Annotated in this window: 23 protein-coding genes and 2 pseudogenes; 17 read left to right on the plus strand and 8 right to left on the minus strand. The window is 60.8% G+C overall.

Going from position 1 to position 25,067, the window contains the following annotated elements; all coding sequences use genetic code 11:
• The first annotated feature begins 51 nt into the window (after nt 1-51).
• The 11 genes and pseudogenes from gabT to trpC all read left to right on the plus strand — a co-directional run bounded on the left by gabT (nt 52) and on the right by trpC (nt 12,762).
• Nucleotides 52-1,332 (plus strand): 4-aminobutyrate--2-oxoglutarate transaminase, encoded by a 1,281-nt coding sequence (gene gabT / locus RT582_RS19315; RefSeq protein WP_014821667.1) that lies wholly within the window; start codon nt 52-54, stop codon nt 1,330-1,332.
• A 146-nt stretch (nt 1,333-1,478) separates the two neighbouring features.
• Nucleotides 1,479-2,852 (plus strand): sigma-54 interaction domain-containing protein, encoded by a 1,374-nt coding sequence (locus tag RT582_RS19320; RefSeq protein ID WP_014821666.1) that lies wholly within the window; start codon nt 1,479-1,481, stop codon nt 2,850-2,852.
• 171 nt (nt 2,853-3,023) lie between these two features.
• The gene (locus RT582_RS19325) at nt 3,024-4,172 is read left to right on the plus strand and encodes an iron-containing alcohol dehydrogenase (protein WP_014821665.1); all 1,149 of its coding nucleotides are present in this window, start codon (nt 3,024-3,026) and stop codon (nt 4,170-4,172) included.
• A 78-nt stretch (nt 4,173-4,250) separates the two neighbouring features.
• Nucleotides 4,251-5,630, plus strand: coding sequence for a membrane protein (locus tag RT582_RS19330; protein ID WP_014821664.1), 1,380 nt, complete (start codon nt 4,251-4,253; stop codon nt 5,628-5,630).
• A gap of 62 nt (nt 5,631-5,692) precedes the next feature.
• Nucleotides 5,693-7,150 (plus strand): NADP-dependent succinate-semialdehyde dehydrogenase, encoded by a 1,458-nt coding sequence (gene gabD / locus RT582_RS19335; RefSeq protein ID WP_014821663.1) that lies wholly within the window; start codon nt 5,693-5,695, stop codon nt 7,148-7,150.
• A 94-nt stretch (nt 7,151-7,244) separates the two neighbouring features.
• Nucleotides 7,245-7,919 carry a ribulose-phosphate 3-epimerase gene (gene rpe, locus RT582_RS19340; protein ID WP_015278319.1) on the plus strand — a complete coding sequence of 225 codons (675 nt, stop codon included), beginning with the start codon at nt 7,245-7,247 and terminating at the stop codon, nt 7,917-7,919.
• Nucleotides 7,916-8,726, plus strand: a pseudogene (locus RT582_RS19345) (phosphoglycolate phosphatase). The gene rpe and the pseudogene RT582_RS19345 overlap by 4 nt, the downstream one beginning before the upstream one ends.
• Nucleotides 8,727-8,796: 70 nt before the next feature.
• A complete protein-coding gene (gene trpE / locus RT582_RS19350; protein WP_104098011.1) occupies nt 8,797-10,281 on the plus strand; it encodes an anthranilate synthase component I in 1,485 nt (494 codons plus the stop codon).
• Nucleotides 10,282-10,283: 2 nt separating this feature from the next.
• Entirely contained in the window at nt 10,284-10,877 is a 594-nt protein-coding gene (locus RT582_RS19355) for an aminodeoxychorismate/anthranilate synthase component II (protein WP_045666640.1), read from the plus strand.
• Nucleotides 10,877-11,923, plus strand: coding sequence for an anthranilate phosphoribosyltransferase (trpD, locus tag RT582_RS19360; protein WP_015278315.1), 1,047 nt, complete (start codon nt 10,877-10,879; stop codon nt 11,921-11,923). Before RT582_RS19355 ends, trpD begins: the two co-directional genes overlap by 1 nt.
• Nucleotides 11,920-12,762, plus strand: a complete 843-nt coding sequence (trpC, locus tag RT582_RS19365; RefSeq protein ID WP_013981696.1) for an indole-3-glycerol phosphate synthase TrpC — start codon at nt 11,920-11,922, stop codon at nt 12,760-12,762. Before trpD ends, trpC begins: the two co-directional genes overlap by 4 nt.
• 45 nt (nt 12,763-12,807) lie before the next feature.
• Here trpC and crp read toward each other — a convergent pair whose 3' ends face one another.
• Nucleotides 12,808-13,452, minus strand: coding sequence for a cAMP-activated global transcriptional regulator CRP (gene crp / locus RT582_RS19370; RefSeq protein WP_014821656.1), 645 nt, complete (start codon nt 13,450-13,452; stop codon nt 12,808-12,810).
• A 212-nt stretch (nt 13,453-13,664) separates the two neighbouring features.
• On the opposite strand from crp, the gene RT582_RS19375 reads away from it, so the two are divergent.
• Together RT582_RS19375 and speD are read left to right on the plus strand one after the other, a co-directional pair.
• Nucleotides 13,665-14,087 carry an OsmC family protein gene (locus RT582_RS19375; RefSeq protein WP_014821655.1) on the plus strand — a complete coding sequence of 141 codons (423 nt, stop codon included), beginning with the start codon at nt 13,665-13,667 and terminating at the stop codon, nt 14,085-14,087.
• A gap of 210 nt (nt 14,088-14,297) precedes the next feature.
• Nucleotides 14,298-15,098, plus strand: coding sequence for an adenosylmethionine decarboxylase (gene speD, locus RT582_RS19380; protein ID WP_031297947.1), 801 nt, complete (start codon nt 14,298-14,300; stop codon nt 15,096-15,098).
• Between the two features lie 57 nt (nt 15,099-15,155).
• Here the strand turns inward: speD and coq7 are convergent, their stop codons facing one another.
• Nucleotides 15,156-15,803: a 2-polyprenyl-3-methyl-6-methoxy-1,4-benzoquinone monooxygenase gene (coq7, locus tag RT582_RS19385; RefSeq protein ID WP_023445868.1), complete on the minus strand. Its 648-nt coding sequence runs from the start codon at nt 15,801-15,803 to the stop codon at nt 15,156-15,158.
• A gap of 64 nt (nt 15,804-15,867) precedes the next feature.
• The gene (locus RT582_RS19390; RefSeq protein ID WP_312947208.1) at nt 15,868-16,209 is read right to left on the minus strand and encodes a histidine triad nucleotide-binding protein; all 342 of its coding nucleotides are present in this window, start codon (nt 16,207-16,209) and stop codon (nt 15,868-15,870) included.
• Between the two features lie 78 nt (nt 16,210-16,287).
• On the opposite strand from RT582_RS19390, the gene RT582_RS19395 reads away from it, so the two are divergent.
• Complete coding sequence (locus tag RT582_RS19395) at nt 16,288-17,766, plus strand: AAA family ATPase (RefSeq protein ID WP_041015129.1); 1,479 nt, start codon at nt 16,288-16,290, stop codon at nt 17,764-17,766.
• A 16-nt stretch (nt 17,767-17,782) separates the two neighbouring features.
• Here RT582_RS19395 and RT582_RS19400 read toward each other — a convergent pair whose 3' ends face one another.
• Both RT582_RS19400 and hemJ read right to left on the minus strand, forming a co-directional pair.
• Nucleotides 17,783-18,739 (minus strand): DUF805 domain-containing protein, encoded by a 957-nt coding sequence (locus RT582_RS19400; protein ID WP_313479389.1) that lies wholly within the window; start codon nt 18,737-18,739, stop codon nt 17,783-17,785.
• Nucleotides 18,740-18,870: 131 nt separating this feature from the next.
• On the minus strand, nt 18,871-19,299 hold the full coding sequence (hemJ, locus tag RT582_RS19405) for a protoporphyrinogen oxidase HemJ (RefSeq protein ID WP_014821649.1): 429 nt from the start codon (nt 19,297-19,299) through the stop codon (nt 18,871-18,873).
• 128 nt (nt 19,300-19,427) lie between these two features.
• Between hemJ and argC the strand changes: the two genes are divergently transcribed.
• Both argC and erpA read left to right on the plus strand, forming a co-directional pair.
• The gene (gene argC, locus RT582_RS19410; RefSeq protein ID WP_104098004.1) at nt 19,428-20,462 is read left to right on the plus strand and encodes an N-acetyl-gamma-glutamyl-phosphate reductase; all 1,035 of its coding nucleotides are present in this window, start codon (nt 19,428-19,430) and stop codon (nt 20,460-20,462) included.
• Nucleotides 20,463-20,573: 111 nt separating this feature from the next.
• A complete protein-coding gene (gene erpA, locus RT582_RS19415) occupies nt 20,574-20,924 on the plus strand; it encodes an iron-sulfur cluster insertion protein ErpA (protein WP_003285497.1) in 351 nt (116 codons plus the stop codon).
• Nucleotides 20,925-20,975: 51 nt separating this feature from the next.
• Here the strand turns inward: erpA and RT582_RS19420 are convergent, their stop codons facing one another.
• Together RT582_RS19420 and RT582_RS19425 are read right to left on the minus strand one after the other, a co-directional pair.
• Complete coding sequence (locus tag RT582_RS19420; protein ID WP_312966542.1) at nt 20,976-22,067, minus strand: anhydro-N-acetylmuramic acid kinase; 1,092 nt, start codon at nt 22,065-22,067, stop codon at nt 20,976-20,978.
• A gap of 2 nt (nt 22,068-22,069) precedes the next feature.
• Nucleotides 22,070-23,485 carry a peptidoglycan DD-metalloendopeptidase family protein gene (locus RT582_RS19425; protein WP_125876899.1) on the minus strand — a complete coding sequence of 472 codons (1,416 nt, stop codon included), beginning with the start codon at nt 23,483-23,485 and terminating at the stop codon, nt 22,070-22,072.
• Between the two features lie 170 nt (nt 23,486-23,655).
• Here RT582_RS19425 and tyrS point away from each other — a divergent pair, with 170 nt between their 5' ends.
• Complete coding sequence (gene tyrS, locus RT582_RS19430; RefSeq protein WP_125876897.1) at nt 23,656-24,855, plus strand: tyrosine--tRNA ligase; 1,200 nt, start codon at nt 23,656-23,658, stop codon at nt 24,853-24,855.
• 28 nt (nt 24,856-24,883) lie between these two features.
• Here tyrS and RT582_RS19435 read toward each other — a convergent pair.
• Nucleotides 24,884-25,067: pseudogene (locus RT582_RS19435) on the minus strand (hypothetical protein); the annotation flags it as partial.

Consider the following 25,067-nt stretch of genomic DNA (forward strand, 5'->3'; position numbering starts at 1 on the left):
CCTGGCGTTCTTCATGACCCGTGCCGACGATGAGCGGCTACCGAGGAGCTTATGAGCAAGACCAACGAATCCCTGATGCAACGCCGTGTCGCCGCCGTCCCGCGTGGCGTCGGCCAGATCCACCCGATCTTTGCCGACCACGCGAAGAACAGCAGCGTGGTCGACGTCGAAGGCCGCGAATTCATCGACTTCGCCGGTGGCATCGCCGTGCTGAATACCGGTCACCTGCACCCGAAAATCATCAAGGCGGTCGAGGACCAGCTGCACAAGCTGACTCATACCTGCTTCCAGGTGCTGGCCTACGAGCCCTATGTCGAGCTGTGCGAGAAGATCAACGCGCGAGTGCCGGGTGATTTCGCCAAGAAGACCTTGCTGGTCACCACCGGCTCCGAGGCAGTGGAAAACGCGGTGAAGATTGCCCGCGCCGCCACTGGCCGTGCCGGCGTGATCGCCTTCACCGGCGCCTACCATGGCCGCACCATGATGACCCTCGGGCTGACCGGCAAGGTGGCGCCGTACTCAGCCGGCATGGGACTGATGCCCGGCGGTATCTTCCGTGCGCTTTACCCCTGCGCGATCCATGGCATCAGCGTCGATGACTCTATCGCCAGCATTGAACGCATCTTCAAGAACGACGCCGAGCCACGCGACATCGCGGCGATCATCATCGAGCCGGTGCAGGGCGAGGGCGGCTTCAACGTCGCGCCGAAGGATTTCATGGCTCGCCTGCGCGCACTGTGCGACGAACACGGCATCCTGCTGATCGCCGACGAAGTGCAGACCGGCGCCGGGCGTACCGGCACCTTCTTCGCTATGGAACAGATGGGTGTGGTCGCCGACCTGACCACCTTCGCCAAGTCTGTTGGCGGTGGTTTCCCGATTGCCGGCGTGTGCGGCAAAGCCGAGATCATGGATGCCATCGCCCCCGGCGGCCTGGGCGGCACCTACGCCGGCAATCCGCTGTCCTGTGCAGCCGCGCTGGCGGTGCTGGAGATCTTCGAGGAAGAACGGCTACTGGAGCGCTGTCAGGCGGTGGCGCAGAAGCTCGTCGCCGGACTCCAGGCGATTCAGGCGCGCCACCCACAGATCGCCGAGGTGCGCGGATTGGGCGCGATGGTCGCCATCGAACTGTTCGAGACCGATGAGCGGACGCGACCGGCTGCCGAACTCACCGCGCAGATCGTCGCCCGTGCCCGCGACAAGGGCCTGATCCTGCTCTCCTGCGGCACCTACTACAACGTGCTGCGGGTGCTGGTGCCGCTGACGGTGGAGGACGAGGTGCTCGAACGCGGTCTGGCGATCATCGGCGAGTGTTTCGACGAGTTGGTCTGATCCTTCGCCCGCGGCGTGCCGATTCCCGCAATGGGTGTCAGGCGCGCCGCAGCGCAGCTTCGATCGCGGCAGTTTTTAAGACCGCAAACCGGTAACCCGGCGCGGCGAGTAAACTAAGCCGCTCTTCTGCGTGCATCGGAAAGCCAATGGATTTCGACGACCCCAGTTTTCGCGAATTGCTCGACGCGCTGCACGACGGCGTCTACATCACCGATGCCGATGGCATCACCCTCAAGGTCAACCGCGCTTATGAGCGGCTCACGGGGCTGCGCAGCGAGGATGTGGTTGGCCAGCACATGCAGGCCCTGGTGGAGCAGGGCGTGATCTCGCAGTCGGTGTCGCTGCGCGTGCTCAAGGAGGGCAGGGCGCTGTCGATGATGCAGAGCGTCAGCCAGGGCAAGCGCCTGCTGGTCAGCGGTACGCCGATCTTCGCCGCGGATGGCCGCGTGCGCTACGTGGTCAGCACCGTGCGCGACATGACCGAGCTGCTGCGCATGAAGCACGAGCGCGACGAGTTGCAGCAGCTCAAGCAACTGCGCAACAGCGCCGCGCGCCTGCATGCCGGCCAGCGCGAGGACCTGCTCGACGCCTCGCCGGTGGCCGATCACCCCGCCTCGGGGCGGGTATTCGCCCAGGCCCGCCAGGTTGCCGCCAGCGATGTGAAGGTCTTGCTGCAGGGCGAGACCGGGGTGGGCAAGACCCTGGTCGCACAGTACATTCACAAGGCCAGTGCCCGCACTGCGCAACCTTTCCTGGCGTTGAACTGCGGTGCGTTGCCGGAAAACCTGATCGAGGCCGAGCTGTTCGGCTACGTGCCGGGCGCCTTCACCGGCGCCGGCAGCAAGGGCAAGCGCGGTCTGCTGGAGCTGGCGCATCAGGGCACGGTGTTCCTCGACGAGATCGGTGATCTGCCGCTGGCGCTGCAGGTCAAGCTGCTCAAGGTGATCGAGGAGAGTCGCTTCATTCCGGTCGGCGCGCTGGAGCTCAAGGAGGTGGATGTGCGCATCGTCACCGCCACTCACCATGACCTGCGCAAGATGGTCGAGGAGGGGCGCTTTCGCGCCGATCTCTACTATCGCCTCAACGTCGTTCCCATCCATATCCCCGCACTGCGTGAGCGACCCGAGGAAATCCAGCCGTTGCTCGATTTCTATCTGGCCGAGTTCAACCAGCGCTACGGACGCAGCCTGGAGTGGGGCCTGGAGGCGCTGGACGCGCTGATCGACTACGACTGGCCAGGCAATATCCGTGAGCTGATCAATCTGGTCGAGCGTCTGGCGGTTACCTGCACGGGCGAGGAGGTGGAGTTGCTCGATCTGCCCGAGGAGATGCGGGTGAGCAGTCTCGATGCCGCTGACGACAGCCTGTTGCCGTTACGCAAGCAGGTGGAGAACCTCGAGCGCCGACAGATTCGCAAGGCGCTGTTGCAGTACAAGACGACGCGCGAGGCGGCCAAGGTATTGGGCGTCAGCCAGGCGACCCTGGTGCAGAAGATGAAACGTTGGGAGCAGGATGATTAGAAAATGGATCAAGAGGCTGCTGTTTGATTGATTATCTAATCAGTGTTTGCTCGTGTGAGACGGAGAAATGGCGCGGGAAGGCTCTAGAACGGTGCTTTGGCAGAGCTGGCACAGGAATCGCTAATACAGGTCGACCCCGTCCAGCAAAACAACGCATAAAAGGGCCTGCTGATGAGCATTGCTGCATTCAAGATCGCCAACAAACTGCTGACCGGCCAGGGTGCCGTGGAGCAACTGGCGGTCGAACTGCCCCGTCTGAATATCACCAACCCGCTGATCGTCACCGACGCCATCCTGATCAAGTCCGGTACGGTCGAGCATGTCCTCAAGCAGCTCGGCGAGCGCCGCTATGGCATCTATGACGGTGTCGAGCCGGAGCCGGAAATCGCCATCGTCGAAGCCTGCGCCAAGGTCTATCGCGACGGCGGCCACGATGGTCTGATCGGCGTCGGTGGCGGCAGCGCCATCGATATCGCCAAGGCCGTGGCCGGTTACGTCGGTCATGACGGTGCATTGGAAGAGCTGTTCGGCGTCGATCAGATCAAGCGCAAGGGGCCGCCGCTGATCGCCATTCCGACCACTGCCGGCACCGGTTCGGAAGTGACCAACGTATCGATCCTGTCGGACAAGAAAGCGCAGCTGAAAAAGGGCATCGTCAGCGACTACCTGCTGCCCGACGTCGCCCTGGTCAGCCCGGTGATGACCCTGACCTGCCCGCGCGGCGTGACCGCAGCCAGTGGCGTCGACGCCCTGGTTCACGCGGTGGAGTCCTACCTGTCGGTCAATGCCTCGCCGATCACCGATGCCCTGGCCATTGGCGCGATCAAGCTGATCGCCAAGGCACTGCCAAAGGCCTACGCCAACCCGGCTGACCTGGCGGCGCGCGAAGACATGGCCACCGCCAGCCTGATGGCCGGCATGGCTTTTGGCAATGCCGGTGTCGGCGCCGTGCATGCGCTGGCCTATCCCTTGGGCGGGCGCTTCAACATCGCTCACGGCGTCAGCAATGCCTTGCTGCTGCCCTACGTGATGGCCTGGAACAAGCTGGCCTGTGTCGAGCGCATGGCCGAGATCGCTGCCGCCCTGGGCGTGCAGACTCACGGTCTGAGCGACAAGGTCGCCGCCGACCTGGCCGTCGAGGCCATGGCCGAGCTGTGTGCCAGCGTCGACATTCCCAAGGGCATGCGCAGCTTCGGTGTGCCGCAAGACGCCATCCCGGCCATGGCCGAGGAAGCGAGCAAGATCGATCGCCTGATGCGCAACAATCCGCGTCGCCTGACGGCGGGCGATATCGAGCAGATCTACCGCGCTGCCTACTGATCTGCGCAGCAACCGATGAACAGCCCCGGCAATGTCGGGGCTCGCTGCTTACAACTCTAATAAAGCTGGGTGACTCAAATGTCCGAACTGCATCAACAAGACCTTGGTGTGGAAGCCCCCTACTGGCCGGTGGGGCCATTCAAGGTGCGTCTGCCTTTCATTCATTACCGCTTCGAACTCTCCGACTACATGCAGGGCCTGCTCATGTGTGCGGTGGATCTGGCGGCGATTCCGCTGATGACCGAATTCCTCGGCATGCCTTTCGAGGTGGCGCTGGCGGTGGTCATGCTCAACGGGTTGCTGTACCTGACCCACCATTTGCTGGGCGACCCCGTTGTCCCGGGCTGGATCACCCCGGCGATTCCCTTGCTCATGGCCTACTGCAGCCAGTTCCCGGAGGGCCCGGAGCGGGTGCATGCGCTGATCGCCTTCCAGTTGATGCTGGGGATATTTTCCATCGGCCTGGGCATGACCGGCATGGCGCGCAAGGTGGTGTCATTGGTGCCCTCTGCACTCAAGGCCGGCATCATCATGGGGGCCGGCCTGAGTGCGGTGGTGACTGTGTTCAAGGAGGGCGGTCGCTTCGACAGCTTCCCCTGGACCATTTCCATTGCCGTCGGTATCGCCTTCTATCTGGTGTTCTCCCTGCACTTCCAGCAGTTGAAGAAGCGCAACCGCTTCTGGTGGAACTTCGCCAAGCTGGGCATTTTCCCGATCATCCTGTTGGCGGTCTTCGTCGCGCCGATCTTCGGCGAGGCGCCCTGGCCGAGCATCGAGTGGGGCATCAGCAAGCCGGACTTCGTCACCCTGTGGAACGAGTACACCGTGTTCGGCCTCGGCATGCCGCCGCTGATGATGTTCGTTACCGCCATTCCGACCGTGCTGGCCGCCTACCTGGTGGTGTTCGGTGACGTGCTGGGCGCCAAGGCGATCCTCGGCGAGGCCGACCATATCCGTAGTGACGAGAAGGTCGACTTCAACCCCAACCGTTCGCACCTGATCTTTGGCGGGCGCAACGCCTTCATGAGCATCTTCGGCCCGGACGTGGCCATGTGCGGCCCGCAGTGGTCCGCCATGCAGGTGGTGATCACCGAGCGCTTCAAGGGCGGCGCCCAGGCGATGAAGTCCATCTACGGCGGCGTCGGCTCGTTCCGCTGGGGCACCAACACCGGTTTGCTGTTGTTGCCGGTGGTGACCCTGTTGCAGCCGATTCTCGGCGTGGCACTGGCGTTGACTCTGCTGATCCAAGGCTACGTCAGCGTGCGCCTGGGCATCATGGAGGCACGTAGTCAACGCGATCTGGGCATCGCCGGGGTCATTGGCGCGGTATTGGCGATCAAGGGCGCTGGCTGGGCTTTCGCCATCGGCGTCGGCCTGTGCGCGCTGATCTACGGGGCACAGATGTTCCGCGGTGAGAACGACCAGACCTTCACCAAGGACCTGCCGCCCGGCGAGTGAGGCCTTTCGAGTCCCTTATCCAGCCGAGGGGCGATCTCTTCCCTCGGCTGCAGGAGAAAATCATGCAATTGAACGATCCCGATCTGCTGCGCCACCAGGCCTATATCGACGGCCAGTGGTGCGAAGCCAGCGATGGCGCCGTCACTGAAATTCTCAATCCGGCCAATGGCGCGTCTCTGGGGACGGTCCCGAACATCGGGGCCGAGCAGACCCGCCAGGCCATCGAGGCGGCGCAGGCTGCCCAGCCGACCTGGCGTGCGCTCACTGCCAAGGAGCGCGCGGCGCGCCTGCGCAAATGGTATGAGCTGATGCTGGCCAACCAGGAGGACCTGGCGCGGATCATGACCGCCGAACAGGGCAAGCCGCTGACCGAGGCCCGTGGCGAAGTGCTTTACGCCGCCTCCTTCATCGAGTGGTTCGCCGAAGAGGCCAAGCGTGTCTACGGCGATACCATTCCCGGTCATCAGCCGGACAAACGCCTGATCGTGACCAAGGAACCCATTGGCGTGGCCGCGGCGATCACACCGTGGAACTTCCCGGCGGCGATGATCACCCGCAAGGCCGGCCCGGCGCTGGCCGCCGGCTGCGCCATGGTGCTCAAACCCGCGCCACAGACACCGTTCAGCGCGCTGGCGCTGGCGGTACTGGCCGAGCGCGCGGGGATACCCGCCGGGCTGTTCAGCGTGCTGCCGGCCGATACCGAGCGCTCCCGTGAGGTGGGCTTTGAGCTGTGCGCCAACCCGATCGTGCGCAAGCTGTCGTTTACCGGCTCCACGGGGGTGGGCATCAAACTGATGCAGCAATGTGCGCCGACCCTGAAGAAGCTTTCACTCGAGCTGGGCGGCAATGCGCCGTTCATCGTCTTCGAGGATGCCGACCTGGATGCCGCAGTCGAAGGCGCACTGGTCGCCAAGTACCGCAACGCCGGGCAGACCTGCGTCTGCGCCAATCGCCTGTATGTGCACGATGCCGTCTACGACGCCTTTGCCGAGAAACTGGCCGCTGCCGTGGCCAAACTGCGGGTCGGCCCTGGTGATGAAGCCGGCGTCGTCATCGGCCCGCTGATCGACGGCAATGCCGTGGCCAAGGTGCAGGCGCATCTGGCCGATGCGCTGGAGAAGGGCGCCAAGGTGCTGCAGGGCGGCAAGGCGCACGAGCTGGGCGGGCATTTCTTCGAGCCGACGGTCATCACCGGTGTTACCGCGGATATGCGCGTGGCCCGCGAAGAGACCTTCGGCCCGCTGGCGCCGTTGTTCCGCTTCAGCGATGAAGCCGAGGTGGTGCGCCAGGCCAACGACACCGAGTTCGGCCTGGCGGGCTACTTCTATACCCGTGACCTGGGCCGCACCTTCCGTGTAGCCGAAGCGCTGGAGTACGGCATGGTCGGTATCAACACCGGGCTGATCTCCAACGAAGTGGCGCCATTCGGCGGCATGAAGGCCTCCGGGCTCGGCCGCGAAGGTTCCAAGTACGGCCTGGATGAGTATCTGGAGATCAAGTACCTCTGTCTGGGCATCTGAGTCACTTTGGCGCGCCACCGCCAGGTGGCGCTGCCAGACGCCGGCGCAGCCGCTACAATGCGCGCCACCGTGACCAAGCACTCAGAGGTGCGCCATGCAACCCTTCGCCATCGCCCCGTCGATCCTTTCCGCCAACTTCGCCCGTCTGGGTGAGGAAGTGGACAACGTGCTGGCCGCCGGCGCCGACATCGTCCATTTCGATGTGATGGACAACCACTACGTACCCAACCTGACCATCGGCCCGATGGTCTGCTCAGCGCTGCGCAAGCATGGCGTGACCGCGCCCATCGACGTACACCTGATGGTCAAGCCGGTGGACCGCATGATTGGCGACTTCCTCGAAGCGGGCGCCAGTTACATCACCTTCCACCCGGAAGCCTCCGAGCACATCGACCGCTCGCTGCAGCTGATCAAGGACGGCGGCGCCAAGGCCGGTCTGGTATTCAATCCGGCCACGCCGCTGGACGTGCTCAAGTACGTGATGGACAAGGTCGACATGGTCCTGCTGATGAGCGTCAACCCTGGTTTCGGCGGGCAGAAGTTCATTCCCAACACACTGGACAAGCTGCGTGAAGCGCGTGCGCTGATCGATGCCAGCGGTCGCGAGATTCGCCTGGAGATCGATGGTGGCGTCAATCCGAAGAACATCCGCGAAATCGCTGCGGCGGGCGCCGATACCTTCGTTGCCGGCTCGGCGATCTTCAACCAGCCGGATTACAAAGCCGTGATCGACCAGATGCGCGCCGAGCTGGCGCTTGCCCGGCCATGACTCGCCTGGAGCAACTGTTCGACGGCAAATTGCCACGGCTGGTGATGTTCGACCTGGACGGCACCCTGATGGATTCAGTGCCGGACCTGGCCGCGGCGGTGGACAAGATGTTGATGCTGCTTGGTCGCGAGCCCGCCGGCATCGAGCGGGTGCGCGACTGGGTCGGCAATGGCTCGCGCGTGCTGGTGCGTCGCGCATTGGCCGGTCAGCTGAACCATGACGGTGTGGCCGACGAGCTGGCCGATGAGGCGCTGGCGCTGTTCATGCAGGCATACTCCGGCGGCCATGAGCTAACCACCGTCTATCCGGGCGTTCGCGAATGCCTGGATTGGCTGCGCGAGCGCGAGGTGAAGCTGGCGATCATCACCAACAAGCCGGCGCAGTTCATCGAACCGCTGCTGGAGGAGAAGGGGCTGGCCGGTTACTTCCAGTGGCTGGTCGGTGGCGATACCTTGCCGCAGCAGAAGCCCGATCCGGCGGCGCTGTTCTGGGTGATGGACAAGGCGGGCGTTGCGCCCCGCGAATCGCTGTTCGTGGGGGATTCGCGCAATGACGTGCGGGCTGCGAAGGCGGCGGCGGTCCCCTGTGTCGCGCTCACTTATGGCTACAACCACGGCGAGCCCATCGCGAATGAGCAGCCAGCGCTGGTGCTCGACAACCTGCGCGAGCTGGTTGCTTCGGCTCCGGGGCTGCGCTAGTGTGGCCGGACTCTTTTTGACCCCCCGAAGAGATCCGCTCGTGGTGCTCACCCGCAGACAATGGATGAAAGTCATCAAGGCCCTGGCCCGTTGGCGCTGGCGCGCCTGACTTTTCCTGCCGGCCAGGCCGGCGCGTTTGCCGTTGTTCGTTCGAACCCTCCTCAGACCACGAGGCTGACATGACCCGCGAAGAATTCCTGCGTTTGGCCGCCGAAGGCCATAACCGCATTCCCCTGTCGTTCGAGACCCTCGCCGACTTCGACACCCCGTTGTCGCTATACCTGAAACTGGCCGATGCGCCGAATTCCTACCTGCTCGAGTCCGTCCAGGGCGGCGAGAAGTGGGGGCGCTATTCGATCATCGGTCTGCCTTGCCGCACTGTAATGCGCGTGCAGGATCACCGCATCAGCATAACTACCGATGGCGTCGAGACCGAAACCTGTGAGGTCGAAGATCCGCTGGCGTTCGTCGAGTCCTTCCAGCAGCGCTACCGCGTCGCGCCGGTGGAGGGCCTGCCGCGCTTCAATGGCGGCCTGGTGGGCTACTTTGGCTACGACAGCGTGCGTTATGTCGAACGCAAACTGGGTAACTGCCCCAATCCCGATCCGTTGGGCACGCCGGATATCCTGCTGATGGTGTCCGACGCCGTGGTGGTGTTCGACAACCTCGCTGGCAAGCTGCACTGCATCGTGCTGGTCGACCCGTCGCAGCCGGACGCCTACGAGGCGGGCCAGGCTCGCTTGCAAGCGCTGCGGGCAAAGCTGCGCCAGTCGATCACGCCGCGCCTGGGCCTGGATTTCGAAAAGAGCAACGGCGCCGAGCCGACCTTCCGCTCCAGCTTCAGCCGCGAGGATTACGAGCAGGCGGTCAACCGCATCAAGGACTACATCCTCGCCGGCGACTGCATGCAGGTAGTGATTTCCCAGCGCATGTCGATCCCGTTCAAGGCCGCACCCATCGATCTGTACCGCGCGCTGCGTTGCTTCAACCCGACGCCCTACATGTACTTCTTCAACTTCGGTGACTTCCACGTGGTGGGGTCGTCGCCAGAAGTGCTGGTGCGGGTCGAGGAAGGCCTGGTCACGGTCCGCCCCATCGCCGGCACGCGTCCACGCGGTGCCAACGAAGAAGCTGATCTGGCGTTGGAGCAGGACCTGCTCAGCGATGCCAAGGAGCTTGCCGAACACCTGATGCTGATCGACCTGGGGCGCAACGACGTCGGTCGTGTCGCCGAGACCGGCACGGTGCGGCTTACCGAGAAGATGGTCATCGAGCGCTATTCGAATGTCATGCACATCGTTTCCAACGTCACCGGCCAGCTCAAGGCGCCATTGACGGCGATGGACGCGCTGCGCGCGATCCTGCCGGCCGGCACGCTCTCAGGTGCACCGAAGATTCGCGCCATGGAAATCATCGACGAACTCGAGCCGGTCAAGCGTGGCGTTTACGGCGGCGCGGTCGGCTATCTGGCCTGGAACGGCAACATGGATACCGCCATCGCAATTCGTACCGCGGTGATCAAGGACGGCGAGCTGCACGTGCAGGCCGGTGCCGGCATCGTCGCCGACTCGCAGCCGGCACTCGAATGGGAAGAGACCCTGAACAAGCGCCGCGCCATGTTCCGTGCGGTGGCCCTGGCCGAACGCGACCAGCAGGAGAACTGATCATGCTGTTGATGCTCGATAACTACGATTCCTTTACCTACAACGTCGTGCAGTACCTCGGCGAGCTTGGTGCCGACGTCAAGGTGGTGCGCAACGACGAGCTGAGCGTGGCCGAGATCGAAGCGCTGAATCCGGAGCGCATCGTCGTCTCGCCGGGCCCGTGCACGCCGAACGAGGCCGGCGTGTCGCTGGAGCTGATTCGTCATTTCGCCGGCAAGTTGCCCATTCTCGGCGTTTGCCTCGGCCACCAGAGCATCGGTCAGGCCTTCGGTGGCGATGTGGTACGTGCTCGGCAGGCCATGCACGGCAAGACCAGCCCGGTGTTTCACCATGACCAGGGTGTGTTCGCCGGGCTCAATAATCCGCTGACCGTCACCCGGTACCACTCGCTGGTGGTCAAGCGCGAGACGTTGCCCGACTCCCTGGAAATCACCGCCTGGACCCAGCTGGACGATGGCTCGGCCGACGAGATCATGGGCTTGCGGCACAAAACGCTGAATATAGAGGGTGTGCAGTTCCACCCCGAATCGATCCTCACCGAACAGGGCCATGAGCTGTTCGCGAATTTTCTGAAGCAGACCGGAGGCGTGCGCTGATGGATATCAAGGAAGCCCTCAACCGCATCGTCGGTCAGCTGGACCTGAGCACCGAAGAGATGCAGGCGGTGATGCGCCAGATCATGACCGGTCAGTGCACAGACGCGCAGGTCGGTGCGTTCCTCATGGGCATGCGCATGAAGAGCGAAACCATCGACGAGATCGTCGGCGCGGTGCAGGTCATGCGTGAGCTTGCTGCCCCGGTGCGTTTCGACACCGACAAGCTTGTCGACACCTGTGGCACCGGTGGCGACGGCATGAATATCTTCAACGTGTCCACTGCCGCCTCGTTCGTCGTTGCGGCCGCTGGCGGCAAGGTCGCCAAGCACGGTAACCGCGCAGTATCCGGCAAGAGCGGCAGCGCCGATCTGCTCGAGGCGGCCGGGGTCTTCCTCGACCTGACGCCCGAGCAGGTGGCACGCAGTGTCGATACGGTCGGCGTCGGCTTCATGTTCGCCCCGGCCCATCATGGCGCCATGAAGCACGCGGCCGGCCCGCGCCGCGAACTCGGCCTACGTACGCTGTTCAATATCCTCGGCCCCATGGCCAACCCGGCCGGCGTCCGCCATCAGGTGCTTGGCGTATTCAGCAAGGCATTGTGCCGGCCGATGGCCGAAGTGCTGGCTCGTCTGGGCAGCAAGCATGTGCTGGTGGTGCATGCGCAGGATGGGCTGGACGAGATCAGTCTGGCCGCGCCGACGCATGTTGCCGAGCTGAAGGATGGTGAGATCCGTGAATACAGCATTCAGCCCGAGGACTTTGGCATCAAGAGCCAGAGTTTGATCGGCCTGAACGTAGAGGACGCTCAGGGCTCGCTGGCCTTGATCCGCGATGCGCTGGGGCGTCGGCAGAGCGAGAACGGGCAGAAGGCTGCCGACATGATCGTGCTCAACGCTGGCGCTGCGCTTTACGCAGCCGATCTGGCGAGCAGCCTGAAGCAGGGTGTCGAGATGGCGCATGATGCCCTCAGCACCGGGTTGGCGCGTGACAAGCTGGAGGAGCTGGTGTCCTTCACCGCGGTATTCAAGCAGGAGAATCAAAAGTGAGCGTGCCGACCGTTCTGGAGAAGATCATCGCCCGCAAGTTCGAGGAGGTTGCGCAGCGCAGTCGCCAGGTCGGGCTGGGTGAGCTGGAGCAGCGTGCCGCAGCTGCCGAACCGGTGCGTGGCTTCGCTGCCGCGCTTGAGCGCCGGGTGCGCAGCAAGGAGCCTGCGGTTATCGCTGAGGTGAAGAAGGCATCGCCGAGCAAAGGGGTCATTCGCGATCCCTTCCTGCCCGCCGAAATTGCCGCCAGCTACGAGACCGGGGGCGCTGCTTGCCTGTCGGTGTTGACCGACATCGATTTCTTTCAGGGCGCCGATGAATATCTGCAGCAGGCGCGGGCGGCTTGCTCGCTGCCGGTTATCCGCAAGGATTTCATGATCGACCCGTATCAGGTGGTCGAAGCGCGAGCGCTTGGCGCCGACTGCATTCTGCTGATCGTCGCGGCACTGGACGATGTGCGTATGCACGAGCTGGCCGCGGTGGCCAAGCAGCAGGGGCTGGACGTGCTGGTAGAGGTGCACGACGCTGCCGAACTCGAACGTGCGCTGCGTCTGGAAACGCCGCTGGTGGGCATCAACAACCGCAACCTGCATACCTTCGAGGTCAATCTGGAAACCACGCTGGATCTGCTGCCGCGGATTCCAAAGGATCGTCTGGTGGTGACCGAGAGCGGGATCTTCAATCGTGCCGATGTTGAGCTGATGGAGATAAACCAGGTGTATGCATTCCTGGTGGGCGAGGCGTTCATGCGCGCCGAGCAACCTGGCGTAGAGCTGCAGCGCCTGTTCTACCCTGATCGTTCGCGCGGCCGTGCGGCCCCTGTCGCTGCCGATCCGGAGTGACCGCCTGCCCGCGCATTGTGCGCTGGCAGGTAGCGGTCTGAAGGATCAGCGAGTGCCGAATACCACCATGGTCTTGCCTTTGACATAGACGAGACCCTGGGCTTCCAGGCTCTTGAGCACTCGACCGACCATCTCGCGGGAGCAACCGACGATACGGCCGATTTCCTGGCGGGTGATCTTGATCTGCATGCCGTCCGGATGAGTCATGGCGTCGGGCTGCTTGCACAGGTCGAGCAAGGTACGCGCGACACGGCCGGTAACGTCGAGGAAGGCCAGGTCGCCGACCTTGCGTGTGGTGTTGCGCAGACGCTCGGCCATCTGACTGCCGAGGGCATAGAGGATGTCCGGATCCTGCTGGGTCAGCTCGCGAAACTTCGCATAGCTCAGTTCGGCAACTTCGCATTCGGTCTTTGCGCGAACCCAGGCGCTGCGTTCCTTTTCCGCTCCTTCTTTCTCGAAAAGCCCCATCTCTCCGAAAAAGTCGCCTGCATTCAAATAGGCGATGATCATCTCGCGACCGTCGTCATCCTCGATAAGAATGGTGACCGAGCCTTTGACGATGAAAAAAAGCGACTCGCAACGGTCGCCTGCGTAAATGATCGTGCTCTTCGCCGTGTATCGCCGTCTATGGCAATGGGCGAGCAACTTGTCGATATTCTTTATCTTGGGCGTAAGAGAGATAGCTACCATGCTGTGGGTCCCGGATAAGTATTCAATAAAGACTGATTATTGTTATATGTGGCTGTCATTCAGCTTTCGTGAGCTTAACAGACCAAGGCGGAGCAGTTGCAAAGTTGCGACAGGCGAAACGTGTGGGTCAACGCACCTTTAGTCGCGTATGTGACGCTGTCGATTTAAAGGCCCATGCTAAGCTAGCCGCCCTGTTTTTATTGGAGCTGGCGATGAAAGCGCGCATTCAATGGGTCGACGGTGCGATGTTCCTTGGCGAGTCCGGCAGCGGACATGTCGTGGTGATGGATGGCCCGCCCGAGAACGGCGGACGTAACCTTGGCGTACGCCCCATGGAGATGCTGCTACTTGGCCTGGGTGGCTGCAGTAACTTCGATGTAGTGAGCATCCTGAAAAAGTCGCGGCAGGCTGTGGATAGTTGCGAAGTCTTCGTTGAGGCCGACCGTGCATCCGAAGACCCAAAGGTGTTTACCAAGATTCATCTGCGTTTCGTCGTCAAGGGGCGCTCGCTGAAGGAGGCCCAGGTCAAGCGCGCGGTCGAGCTTTCGGCGGAGAAGTACTGCTCGGCCTCAATCATGCTTGGTCGTGCCGGCGTCGAGATCAGCCATGCTTACGAGATTGTCGAGCTCGACTGACTGCTATCGGCTATCTCAATCGATGGGAGTGGGTCTGGTGACGCTTTCGAAAAGCCTCCCGCTCTGCATCATGCGCAGCCCCGATTGATTCGGGTGTCATTCATTCCATTGCAATAACGGCCGTCACCGGCGCGAAGAGGTGTTTACCGTCCTGCTCAGATGCTTCGGTGTCCGACGGGCATGAGCCCCGACAAGAGAATGTTTCCAATGGTGAAAAGCAAACTCAAGCTTCACGGGTTCAACAATCTGACCAAGACCTTGAGCTTCAACATCTACGACATCTGCTATGCCGAGACCTCCGAAGACCAGCAGGCATATGTGCAGTACATCGATGAAGAATACGACGCCGAGCGACTTACACAGATTCTGACCGATGTTGTAGACATCATTGGTGCCAACATACTCAACATTGCCCGCCAGGATTACGAGCCGCAGGGCGCCAGCGTGACGATTTTGATCTCCGAACAGCCGGTGACGCCAACTGACAGTCAGATCGAGGAGTCGCCTGGCCCGCTGCCCGAAACCATCCTTGCGCACCTCGACAAGAGCCACATCACCGTGCATACCTACCCGGAAATACATCCGGTGGACGGCATTGCCACGTTCCGCGTCGATATCGATGTTTCAACCTGCGGCGTTATCTCGCCTCTGAAGGCGCTCAACTATCTGATCCACCAGTTCGATTCGGATATCGTCACCGTGGATTATCGCGTGCGCGGTTTTACCCGCGATGTCGAGGGCAAGAAGCACTTCATTGATCACGAGATCAACTCGATCCAGAACTACCTGTCTGATGACACGCGCTCGGTCTATCAGATGACCGATGTGAATGTGTACCAGGAGAATCTGTTCCACACCAAGATGCTGCTCAAGGACTTCGAGCTGGAGAATTATCTGTTCGGCGATGCGACCAGCAATCTTTCTCCGGAGCAGCGCAAGCAGGTCGAGAAGCGGTTGCGTCACGAGATGCTGGAAATTTTCTACGCACGCAACATGCCGCGTCATGCGTAGGCTTCACCAGCATTGTCATTGATGAGGGCGCTTCGGCGCCCTTTTTCGTGGCAAACGTCAGATGCGATAAGTCGCCTTGGTCATGACCTTGGATACCAGGCTCATGCCGAATTTGACCGGGGCTGGAAATCGCAGGCCGCCGGCCTCGATGGCGGCGGTGGAGTGCTGCTGCTCGTCCTCGCGCATCTGCTCGAGAATGGCGCGGGATTTGTCGTCGCTTGCCGGCAGCTGGCCAAGATGCTCGTCCAGGTGCTTGCAGACCTGATCTTCAGTAGCAGCGACGAAGCCCAGGCTGATGCGATCGCTGATCAGACCGGCCGTGGCGCCAATCCCGAACGACAGCCCGTAGAAAAGCGGATTGAGCACGCTGGTGTGGCTGCCCAACTGGCGGATGCGTTGTTCACACCAGGCCAGATGGTCGATTTCCTCATCCGCCGCCTGTTCCATCGCCCGACGTACCTGCGGGAGGCGAGCCGTCAGGGCCTGGCCCTGGTACAGCGCCTGGGCGCAGACTTCGCCGGTGTGGTTGATGCGCATCAGGCCGGCAACGTGGCGGGTCTCGCTCTCGCTGAGTTCGGCCTCGTTCTTCAATACCGCCGGCGACGGGCGTGCTGGCTGGCCACTGAAAGGCAACAGCGTGCGCAGGGCCGAATCGGCCTGCATCAGCAAGCGGTCAGCTGGGGAGTAGTGGCGTTGGCTGGTCATATATCCTCCGGAACAGGTTGGAGCCACGGGCAGTGGATGAGGCTGCAGGTTGGGAGCTTGGCTGTCAGCCTGGCGGCCAATGCATCTGCCGCTGACCGAGTACGTGCATGTGAATATGGTTGACCGTCTGCCCGCCTAGGTCGTTGCAGTTCATCACCACGCGAAAACCGTCCTGACACCCTTGCTCTGCGGCCAGGCGTTGCGCAGTCAAGAGGATATGCCCGGCGAGCGCCTTGTCGTGCTCCTCGTTCAGGTCGTGCAAGGTGGCGATATGTTTCTTCGGAATCACCAGGAAGTGCACCGGGGCCTGAGCCGCGATGTCGTGGAAGGCGATAACCTGATCGTCCTCGTAAAGCTTGCGTGCGGGAATTTCCCCGTCCACGATCTTGCAAAACAGACAATCCATGGCGGTTCTCCGGGAGAGCGTCGGTCAAACAGTGTATCAGGGCATATGAGCCGTGGTGAGGCTGTACAGGGAGGTGATGTGAAGAACGATATTCATGATCTGGGTTTGGTTCTGGATTCGAGAGTCAGACTGGTGCTGGTTGAGTCCTGGGACGAGCGCAGAGTGCTCGAGACGCTGACGGGGCTTGCCATGCGCCAAGGCTTGGGCTTCTACCTGTGGTCGGCGACCGAGGGGGTGCGCCATCTGTCCTTTGGCGGCGAGCTGCAGGGCGGCGAGGAAAGCTGCGCGCCGGACGTGGCGCTGAAACTGGTGAAGCACGATCCCCGGGCGAACCTGTACGTCTTCTGCGATCTGCATCCGTTTCTCGATGAGCCGAAGTTGGTGCGACTGCTGAAGGACATTGCGATGAGTGAAGCGCCTGTGGCGCCGACCCTCGTGCTGGTGTCGCATGCGCTCAAGCTGCCGCCTGAAGTGCAACGCTACGCAGCACGCTTCAGCCTTTCGCTGCCGGCCGAGGAAGAGTTGCTTGCCATCGTCCGCGAGGAAGCCACCCGCTGGAGCGAGCGTAATCGCGGTGCTCGCGTTCGCACCGACAATCGCACGTTGCAGCAGGTGGTGAAGAATCTGCGCGGCCTGAGCCATGCAGAGGCGCGGGCGCTGGCACGCAATGTCATCTGTGATGACGGTGCGATCACCCAGGAGGATATTCCCGAGCTCAATCGCAGCAAGTTTCAGCTGCTGGATCTCGATGGGGTACTCGGGTTCGAATACGAGACGGCCCGCTTCGCGGAGGTGGGTGGTCTGGCCAATTTCAAACGTTGGCTGGCGGAGCGGCAGGGCGCGTTTCTGGATGGTCAGGGCGATGATCTACCGCGCGGCGTGATGCTGGTCGGGGTGCAAGGTGGCGGCAAGAGCCTCGCCGCTAAGGCGGTCGCCGGTCTGTGGGGGCTACCGTTGCTGCGGTTGGATTTCGCCTGCTTGTACAACAAGTATTTCGGTGAAACCGAGCGTAACCTGCGTGAAGCGCTGACCCTCGCGGAACAGATGGCGCCTTGCGTTTTGTGGATGGACGAGATCGAAAAAGGTTTGGCGACCGGCGATATGGATGGCGGCGTAAGCCAGCGGGTACTGGGCACACTGTTGACGTGGATGGCCGAGCGTACCGCGCCGGTATTCATGGTGGCTACGGCAAACGCCATCGATCGGCTGCCTGCAGAGCTGCTGCGAAAGGGGCGATTCGACGAACTCTTCTTCGTGGATTTGCCAGATCTCGCGACGCGTGCGGAGATCTTCCGCATCCATCTCACGCGACGCGAACTGCAACCTGATGATATGGGGCTGATGGTACTGGCCGGGGCGAGTGATGGTTTCTCCGGCGCCGAGATCGAGCAGGTGGTGGTCAGCGCGGTTTATGCCGGCCAGGCCCAGCAACGGGATGTCGATCAAGCGATGCTGCTCGACTGCATTCGTGCAACATCGCCGTTGTCGGTTGTCATGGCCGAGCGCCTCGATGCACTGCGGGAGTGGGCAAGGGGGCGCACGGTACAAGCCGATTGAGGGGCTGCTTCAGCAGCTAGAAGCCGGCTCCCTGACGCATTTCCACCAGCGCGGGGATGGTCAGCGCCGCCACTAGGCCGGAGATGATCAACAGCAGCCACAGCGCGGCGAGGATCTTCACCGACCGGCTGTTGGGCGGTGGTGGCGAACCATAGCGATTGACTTCCCGACTCCCAGGCATCAGCAGCATGACGAAGGGAAACAGGCTGCCCAGCACCGGGACCAGATTGAGCAGGATCAGCCAGCCGGACCAGCCGAAGTCATGCAGGCGCTGAACGCCGATCTGCACGCTGACCACGAGCATGCCGATGCCGATCAAGCCCATGCAGATGAGCCCCATCGTGCTGGAGATTGCCATCATGATCGCGGCGACACCGAACAAGCCCGTGGCCGCGAACATGATCACCAGTGACCACGCTAGATAACGCAGACGGCCAATCCGGCCAGTGACGGAAAAAGGCTTGAGGTCGCCATGTCGAGGCATTGCTTCGCTGACGTTTGCAGAGGGCGGGGCGTAAGGTGACACCGTTGCGCTGGCGCCCTGAGGTGCAGCACTCTCATGAAGCTGCGCCTGACGCGCCAGATACTTCTCGATGATGATGCCGCATGTACTGCACTCATTGGCGTGGCTTTGTGCGTGCCCGCATTTAGGACATGTCATGAGCGCGGCAGGTGGGTTATCGCCTTGGGCCGCCGCCAGTTCTTCATCCGTCTGCACAAGGCTCAGGGTGGGGGTGGTGTGCTCAGGCTCTTTGTATGCCCTGGCGCCAGCGCGGTGCAGCGCGCCGATGTACTTGTCGGCTTCCTGGCTGCTCAGCTTGCTTTTGATCACGGCCGCCTGGTCACTGAACAATCGCTCGACCTTGCTCGGGTCGGTCTTGAACAGGACTGCCAGGTTTGCCTTTACCGCCTCGAGCGGCATGCCGGGCATAAGTTCGCCGGTGAAGACGATTTTGAATTGAGCTTGTTGCATGTGGCGTCCGTGTCACAGGGATGATTGCGGCAGATTAGATGGGAGGAACAGCCGATACAACAACGTATGCTCCGGTTTCCGAGTCAGGTAACACAATGCTCGTGAACTCAACTGATCAGCTGTCGGCCAGCTCAGAAGGGCCTGACGACGACAAGGATCACGATGGCCAGCAGAAACAGGACCGGGACCTCATTGAACCAGCGATAGAACACGTGCCCGCGAATGTTCTCGTCACGAGCAAACCTCTTCAGTTGTGCGCCGCATACGTGGTGATAGCCGACCAATACAAGGACCAGCGCCAACTTGGCGTGAAGCCAGCCGCCTGTACCGAACAAACCGGGATTCAGAATGACCATCCATATGCCAAACACCAGCGTGGCGATCATGGAGGGAAGCATGATGCCGCGGTAAAGCTTACGCTCCATGATCTTGAAGCGCTCCCGACTGGGTTCATCCTCACTCATCGCGTGATAAACGAACAGGCGAGGAAGATAGAAAAGTCCGGCGAACCAGCAGACGACGGCGATGATGTGCAGTGCTTTGAGCCAAAGGTAGAGCATCTATGGAATCCTGCGGAGGCGAATGCGTCGATAGTAGTGGCTGCGTTCGCCCCCGTCATCCCGGCGGTTGGCCCGCGATCAAAGCAGCTTTATCATCGCGCTTTTACGTTTCCAGTTGAGGGCAGGTCATGATCAAGGTCGGTATCGTTGGCGGCACAGGCTATACGGGCGTCGAATTGCTGCGCCTGCTTGCTCAGCATCCGCAGGCCGAAGTGGCTGTCATCACCTCCCGCTCTGAGGATGGGGTGAAGGTCACCGACATGTACCCCAATCTGCGAGGCCACTACGACGACCTCGCTTTCAGTGTTCCGGACGCAGCAACATTGGGTGGATGCGACGTGGTGTTCTTCGCGACCCCTCATGGCGTCGCCCACGCACTTGCTGGCGAGTTGCTGGCAGCCGGAACCCGAGTCATTGATTTGTCCGCTGATTTCCGCCTGCAGGATGCCGAAGAGTGGGCGAAATGGTACGGGCAGGCTCACGGTGCGCCTGAACTGCTCGCTGAGGCCGTGTACGGACTGCCTGAAGTCAATCGCGAGCAGATCAGAAAGGCACGCCTGATTGCCGTTCCTGGCTGTTACCCGACCGCTACCCAGCTGGGCTTTCTACCGCTGCTTGAAAATGGTCTTGCAGATGCCTCGTGCTTGATTGCGGATTGCAAGTCGGGCGTCAGCGGTGCCGGGCGCGCAGCGAAGATCGGTTCCCTGTTCACCGAGGCTGGCGAAAGCATGATGGCGTATGCGGTCAAAGGGCACCGGCATCTGCCGGAGATCAGCCAAGGTCTGCGCCGAGCAGCGCAAGGTGACGTCGGGCTGACTTTTGTCCCGCACCTGACTCCGATGATCCGTGGTATCCACGCGACGCTGTACGCCACCGTTGCCGATACTTCCGTGGATCTGCAGCGCCTTTATGAGCGCCGTTATGCCAACGAGCCGTTCGTCGATGTGATGCCGGCCGGCAGTCATCCGGAGACACGTAGCGTGCGTGGCGCTAACGTTTGCCGCATTGCCGTACATCGTCCGCAGGACGGTGACCTGGTGGTCGTGCTGTCCGTGATCGACAACCTGGTGAAAGGCGCATCCGGCCAGGCGATCCAGAATATGAATATCCTGTTCGATCTGAATGAAAAACTGGGGCTTGGAAATGTGGCGCTCCTGCCATAAACCGGTTTTTACATCGGGGAGCTGAAGTTGGTCGAATAGTTGACCGGTTTTGTCAGGAAAGCCGATAATGCACCGTCAATGCAGTAGGGCGTTTCACGCCAGGAGAAACCAATGAGTGTCGAATCCTTCACGCCCACCGCCATCCAGTTCAGTCAGGGGGCGGCAAGCAAGGTGAAGAGCTTGGTCGATGAGGAAGGCAATCCGCGCTTGAAGCTGCGGGTCTTCGTCACTGGAGGCGGCTGCTCGGGTTTCCAGTACGGCTTTACTTTCGATGAAGATGTGGCCGACGACGATACGATCATCGAGCGAGAGGGCGTAAGTCTCGTGGTCGACCCCATGAGCTACCAGTACCTGGCTGGTGCAGAAGTGGACTACCAGGAGGGGCTGGAAGGCTCTCGTTTCGTGATCAAGAATCCAAACGCTACGACTACCTGTGGTTGCGGTCAGTCGTTTTCTATCTGATGCCTGTGGCCTCGAAGCGCCGTGCACTGCACGGCGTTTCCGTTTCTGGCATCAAACGGGATAGATTGCGCCAAGGATCCGAGAGCCCCGTGCGCCAGTGACCGCGGGACGATTTGCCGGGATGCCTTCCAGGCAGCAGTGGGCCAACCATGCAAATGCCATCGCCTCCACCCAGTCTGCCGGCACCCCCTCGCTGTCTGTGCTTTTGACCTCACAGGTCGGGGCCAGCGCCTGTAACCTTCGCATCAGCGCAGCGTTATGCGCCCCACCACCGCAGACAAGCAGCTCCTCAACGTTCAGCTGAGTGGCGATGAGTGACTCGGCTATGCTCCTCGCAGTAAGTTCGAGCAGCGTCGCCTGGACATCTGCAGGATGCAGATCTTTCCGTTCGGCGAGACGTCTATCCAGCCAGGCCAGGTTGAAAAGCTCGCGTCCGGTGCTTTTGGGTCCTTGAGTTTTGAAAAACTCTTCGTTGAGCATCAAGGTGAGTAGGTCCTCATCCACGATGCCGGTCGTCGCCCAATCGCCGTTGCGGTCGTATGCCAAGCACTTGTGGCGTTGAATCCAGGCGTCCATCAGGACGTTGCCGGGCCCACAATCGAAGCCATGGGTAGGGTTGCCTGGATACAGAATGCTGAGATTGCTGAATCCCCCGATGTTCAGAATCGCGCGGACTCGCTGGGAATTGCCAAAGATGGATTCGTGGAAAGCGGGCACGAGCGGTGCGCCATGTCCGCCGGCAGCAACGTCGCGTCGGCGAAAATCCCCAACCACGGTTATGCCGGTCAATTCTGCCAATAGAGCGGGGTTGCCGATTTGAATCGTGAACCCGAGATGGGGTTCATGCCTGATAGTTTGACCGTGGCTGCCAATAGCGCGTATCGACTGCGGGGCAAGCTGCTGTTCGGTGAGCAGCTGATCAACCGTTTCTGCTGCGAGCGTAGCCCACTGGTTCTCAGCAATAGCTGCGCGCTTCAGCTCGTCCCGCCCAGACGAGCACAAGGCGAGTAGGTCTTGCTTTAGCTTGGCAGGCATTTCCTGAAAGCGGGTGGCTATTAGCCGAGTGCGGGTGGTCTGCTCGATGAGCGCGATGTCCAGGCCATCAAGACTGGTGCCGGACATCACCCCCAGATAAAGAGCCACGATTACTGCTGGTTGAGGGCCAATACGGTGGCCTTCTCTTGGTCCATCCGTGCCATCAGAGGCTGGCTCAGTTGCATGAAGCGCTGCTTTTCGTTGCGAGCGATCGGATCTGCCATCGGTAGTTTCAGGCCTAGCGGATCGACATGAACGCCGTCGACCTGGAACTCATAATGCAGATGCGGGCCGGTGGAAAGGCCGGTGGTGCCGATGTAGCCGATGATCTGACCTTGCTTTACAGCGGATCCATTACGCACACCTTTGGCAAAACCTTGCATGTGCGCATACAGGGTGCGGTAGCGCTGGCCGTGCTGGATGATCACCGTGTTGCCATAGCCACCCTTGCGCCCGGCAAGCAGTACTTTGCCGTCACCGGCGCTTTTGATCGGCGTCCCGTGCGGGGCTGCATAATCAACCCCTTTGTGCGCTCGGATCTTGTTCAGGATCGGATGTTTGCGACCATTGGAAAAGCGAGAGCTGATACGTGCAAAGTCTACTGGCGTTCGGATGAATGCTTTGCGCATGCTGGTACCGTCAGCATTGTAATAGCTGGTGGCTCCATCCTTATTGGTGTAGCGAACGGCGGAATAGGTTTTGCCCCGATTGGTAAATCGTGCCGCGAGGATATTGCCGGTACCGACGCGTTGCCCCTCTACGGTCTTCTCTTCATAAATAACTTCGAAGCTGTCGCCTTTGCGAATGTCGAGTGCAAAGTCGATGTCGTAGCCAAATACGTTGGCCAGATCCATAGTCAGGTTATGGCTGAGGCCCGCGCGCTTCGCGGCTAGAAACAGACTGCTATCAATCTCACCGCGAGCGTATACGGAGCTGATTTCGGGCTTGATCTGTTCTTTTTTGAATGAATAACCGTCAGGCGTCTTCTCTAACGCCAGCGTTTCCAGACTATTGAGTTTGCTGCGTAGGCCGGCTAGCCCGCCTTGCTCAGTCAGTTGAAACTCAAGGGACTGGCCGATCTTCAAGCGGGAAAACTGTTTGGCATCCTTACTGCTCGACAGGACGGCATGCATGACGGATGGGGAAAGGCCCACTTTGGAAAATACTGTCGATAGCGTATCCCCATTGGCCACGACCACGGTCTTCGTCAGAGAGTCTGACTCTGGAGCGGCGGCCTGGGTGAGCTCCTCTTCTTCCGGTAGCTCAGCATTCTTGGCCTCGGATGATTTGCCCGGCGTCGCAGTTGCAGCGAAGGGAGGCTCGACCAGGCCTGGTTGGCTGTCGCCGGGCTCGACGACAATTTGTCCAGAGGAGGACTCGAGCTTCAAGTCAATGAAGGTCTTCTTCGCCTCGACTTCACGTGATGGGAATACAAGCAGCGCCAGGCTCAGCAGCGCAGCTACACCACTTGCAGCCAGAAGATGGCTCTTGGGGTAGTTCGGAGCTTTTGATTTGGAAGGCATCATTGGGCTTCTGGCATATTTTTGCACGGGAAATAACTGTCTAAAATATAAGCAAAGCGCATCGGAGGCAACCCTTGTGGCTGCTGAGCTGCTGGTCGGTACAAGCGCGCTGCTTGTAATCGGCCGTCGATCTTGTAAGGTTGTCGCCCTTTAATAATGGTACGGGGCTTGCCATGAAGTCGGTTGAAGAGCAACTGTCGGTGATCAAACGGGGCGCTGATGAGGTGCTCGTCGAATCGGAGCTGGTCACTAAGCTTGAGCGAGGCGAGCCGTTGCGCGTCAAGGCGGGATTCGACCCTACCGCTCCCGATCTTCATCTCGGGCATACCGTGCTCATTAATAAGATGCGCCAGCTTCAGGACTTGGGGCATCAGGTGATCTTCCTTATAGGGGATTTCACCGGAATGATTGGTGATCCAAGTGGCAAAAGCGCCACACGGCCCCCGTTGACCAGGGAGCAGGTCCTCGAGAACGCCGAAACTTACAAGTCTCAGGTTTTTAAGATACTGGATCCCGCAAAGACTGAGGTGGCGTTCAATTCGGCCTGGATGGACAAGCTGACTCCAGCCGACTTTATCCGTCTAGCTTCTCAATATACTGTCGCTCGTATGCTTGAGCGTGATGACTTCAGTAAGCGCTACTCCACGAACCAGCCGATAGCCATCCATGAGTTCCTCTATCCGCTCGTCCAGGGGTATGACTCGGTTGCGTTGAGGGCTGACATAGAGCTCGGAGGGACTGACCAGAAGTTCAACTTGCTTATGGGGCGTGAGCTTCAGCGGTCGTACGGTCAGGCCTCCCAGTGCGTGGTGACCATGCCGTTGCTTGAGGGGCTGGATGGCGTGAAGAAGATGTCCAAGTCCCTTGGCAATTACGTCGGGATCCAGGAAGCACCAGGCGTCATGTATAGCAAGTTGGTCTCGATCCCTGATTCGCTCATGTGGCGGTACTTCGAGCTGCTCAGCTTCCGGTCGCAGGGTGAACTCGATGAGTTTCGTGCTGATGTCGAGCGGGGATCCAATCCCCGGGATATCAAGATCAAGTTGGCCGAGGAGATCGTTGCGCGTTTCCATGGGGACGAAGCGGCTGCGGCTGCGCATCGTTCTGCGGGTAATCGGATGAAAGAAGGTGAGCTTCCCGAAGACCTTCCGGAAATCGAACTGATCTCTGAGCAGGACATGCCCATTGCGTCGGTCCTTAATAAGGCGGCGCTGGTCAAGAATGCAGCTGTCGCGCGTGACTTGCTGGGTTCTGGCGGTGTCCGTGTTGACGGTCAGGTAGTGGATCGTGGTTTCGTATTCAGGCTTGGCGCGACCCATGTTTGCCAGGCTGGAAAGAAGTCGTTTGCACGTATTTCCCTCAAGGCAGAATAAAACTGAAATAAACGGTTGACGGCTGTTTTCAGGCCCCTATAATGCGCACCACTTCCGGCGCAGTCCTTAAGCAAAACCTCTTGTAAATCAAAAGGTTAGCGAAATAAAAGGGTTGCACGGATGGCGGATTCGAGTAGAATGCGCCGGACTGGCAGGATGGTGGTTGAATCCTGTTGGCGGCTTCGGTCGGGTTGATCGGAAGCGGTTGAAAG

It is taken from the genome of Stutzerimonas kunmingensis, assembly GCF_032106285.1.
In the GTDB taxonomy this organism is placed as follows: domain Bacteria; phylum Pseudomonadota; class Gammaproteobacteria; order Pseudomonadales; family Pseudomonadaceae; genus Stutzerimonas; species Stutzerimonas kunmingensis_B.

What these genes read in the sequence shown, in the direction of transcription:
- tyrS (WP_125876897.1), top strand. Translation starts at nt 23,656, where the DNA reads ATGAAGTCGGTTGAAGAGCAACTGTCGGTGATCAAACGGGGCGCTGAT.
- RT582_RS19325 (WP_014821665.1), top strand. Translation starts at nt 3,024, where the DNA reads ATGAGCATTGCTGCATTCAAGATCGCCAACAAACTGCTGACCGGCCAG.
- gabD (WP_014821663.1), top strand. Translation starts at nt 5,693, where the DNA reads ATGCAATTGAACGATCCCGATCTGCTGCGCCACCAGGCCTATATCGAC.
- RT582_RS19330 (WP_014821664.1), top strand. Translation starts at nt 4,251, where the DNA reads ATGTCCGAACTGCATCAACAAGACCTTGGTGTGGAAGCCCCCTACTGG.
- RT582_RS19375 (WP_014821655.1), top strand. Translation starts at nt 13,665, where the DNA reads ATGAAAGCGCGCATTCAATGGGTCGACGGTGCGATGTTCCTTGGCGAG.
- coq7 (WP_023445868.1), bottom strand. Translation starts at nt 15,803, where the DNA reads ATGACCAGCCAACGCCACTACTCCCCAGCTGACCGCTTGCTGATGCAG.
- argC (WP_104098004.1), top strand. Translation starts at nt 19,428, where the DNA reads ATGATCAAGGTCGGTATCGTTGGCGGCACAGGCTATACGGGCGTCGAA.
- RT582_RS19355 (WP_045666640.1), top strand. Translation starts at nt 10,284, where the DNA reads ATGCTGTTGATGCTCGATAACTACGATTCCTTTACCTACAACGTCGTG.
- rpe (WP_015278319.1), top strand. Translation starts at nt 7,245, where the DNA reads ATGCAACCCTTCGCCATCGCCCCGTCGATCCTTTCCGCCAACTTCGCC.
- RT582_RS19320 (WP_014821666.1), top strand. Translation starts at nt 1,479, where the DNA reads ATGGATTTCGACGACCCCAGTTTTCGCGAATTGCTCGACGCGCTGCAC.
- trpE (WP_104098011.1), top strand. Translation starts at nt 8,797, where the DNA reads ATGACCCGCGAAGAATTCCTGCGTTTGGCCGCCGAAGGCCATAACCGC.
- erpA (WP_003285497.1), top strand. Translation starts at nt 20,574, where the DNA reads ATGAGTGTCGAATCCTTCACGCCCACCGCCATCCAGTTCAGTCAGGGG.
- crp (WP_014821656.1), bottom strand. Translation starts at nt 13,452, where the DNA reads ATGGTAGCTATCTCTCTTACGCCCAAGATAAAGAATATCGACAAGTTG.
- RT582_RS19400 (WP_313479389.1), bottom strand. Translation starts at nt 18,739, where the DNA reads ATGCAACAAGCTCAATTCAAAATCGTCTTCACCGGCGAACTTATGCCC.
- RT582_RS19425 (WP_125876899.1), bottom strand. Translation starts at nt 23,485, where the DNA reads ATGATGCCTTCCAAATCAAAAGCTCCGAACTACCCCAAGAGCCATCTT.
- gabT (WP_014821667.1), top strand. Translation starts at nt 52, where the DNA reads ATGAGCAAGACCAACGAATCCCTGATGCAACGCCGTGTCGCCGCCGTC.
- RT582_RS19390 (WP_312947208.1), bottom strand. Translation starts at nt 16,209, where the DNA reads ATGGATTGTCTGTTTTGCAAGATCGTGGACGGGGAAATTCCCGCACGC.
- hemJ (WP_014821649.1), bottom strand. Translation starts at nt 19,299, where the DNA reads ATGCTCTACCTTTGGCTCAAAGCACTGCACATCATCGCCGTCGTCTGC.
- trpD (WP_015278315.1), top strand. Translation starts at nt 10,877, where the DNA reads ATGGATATCAAGGAAGCCCTCAACCGCATCGTCGGTCAGCTGGACCTG.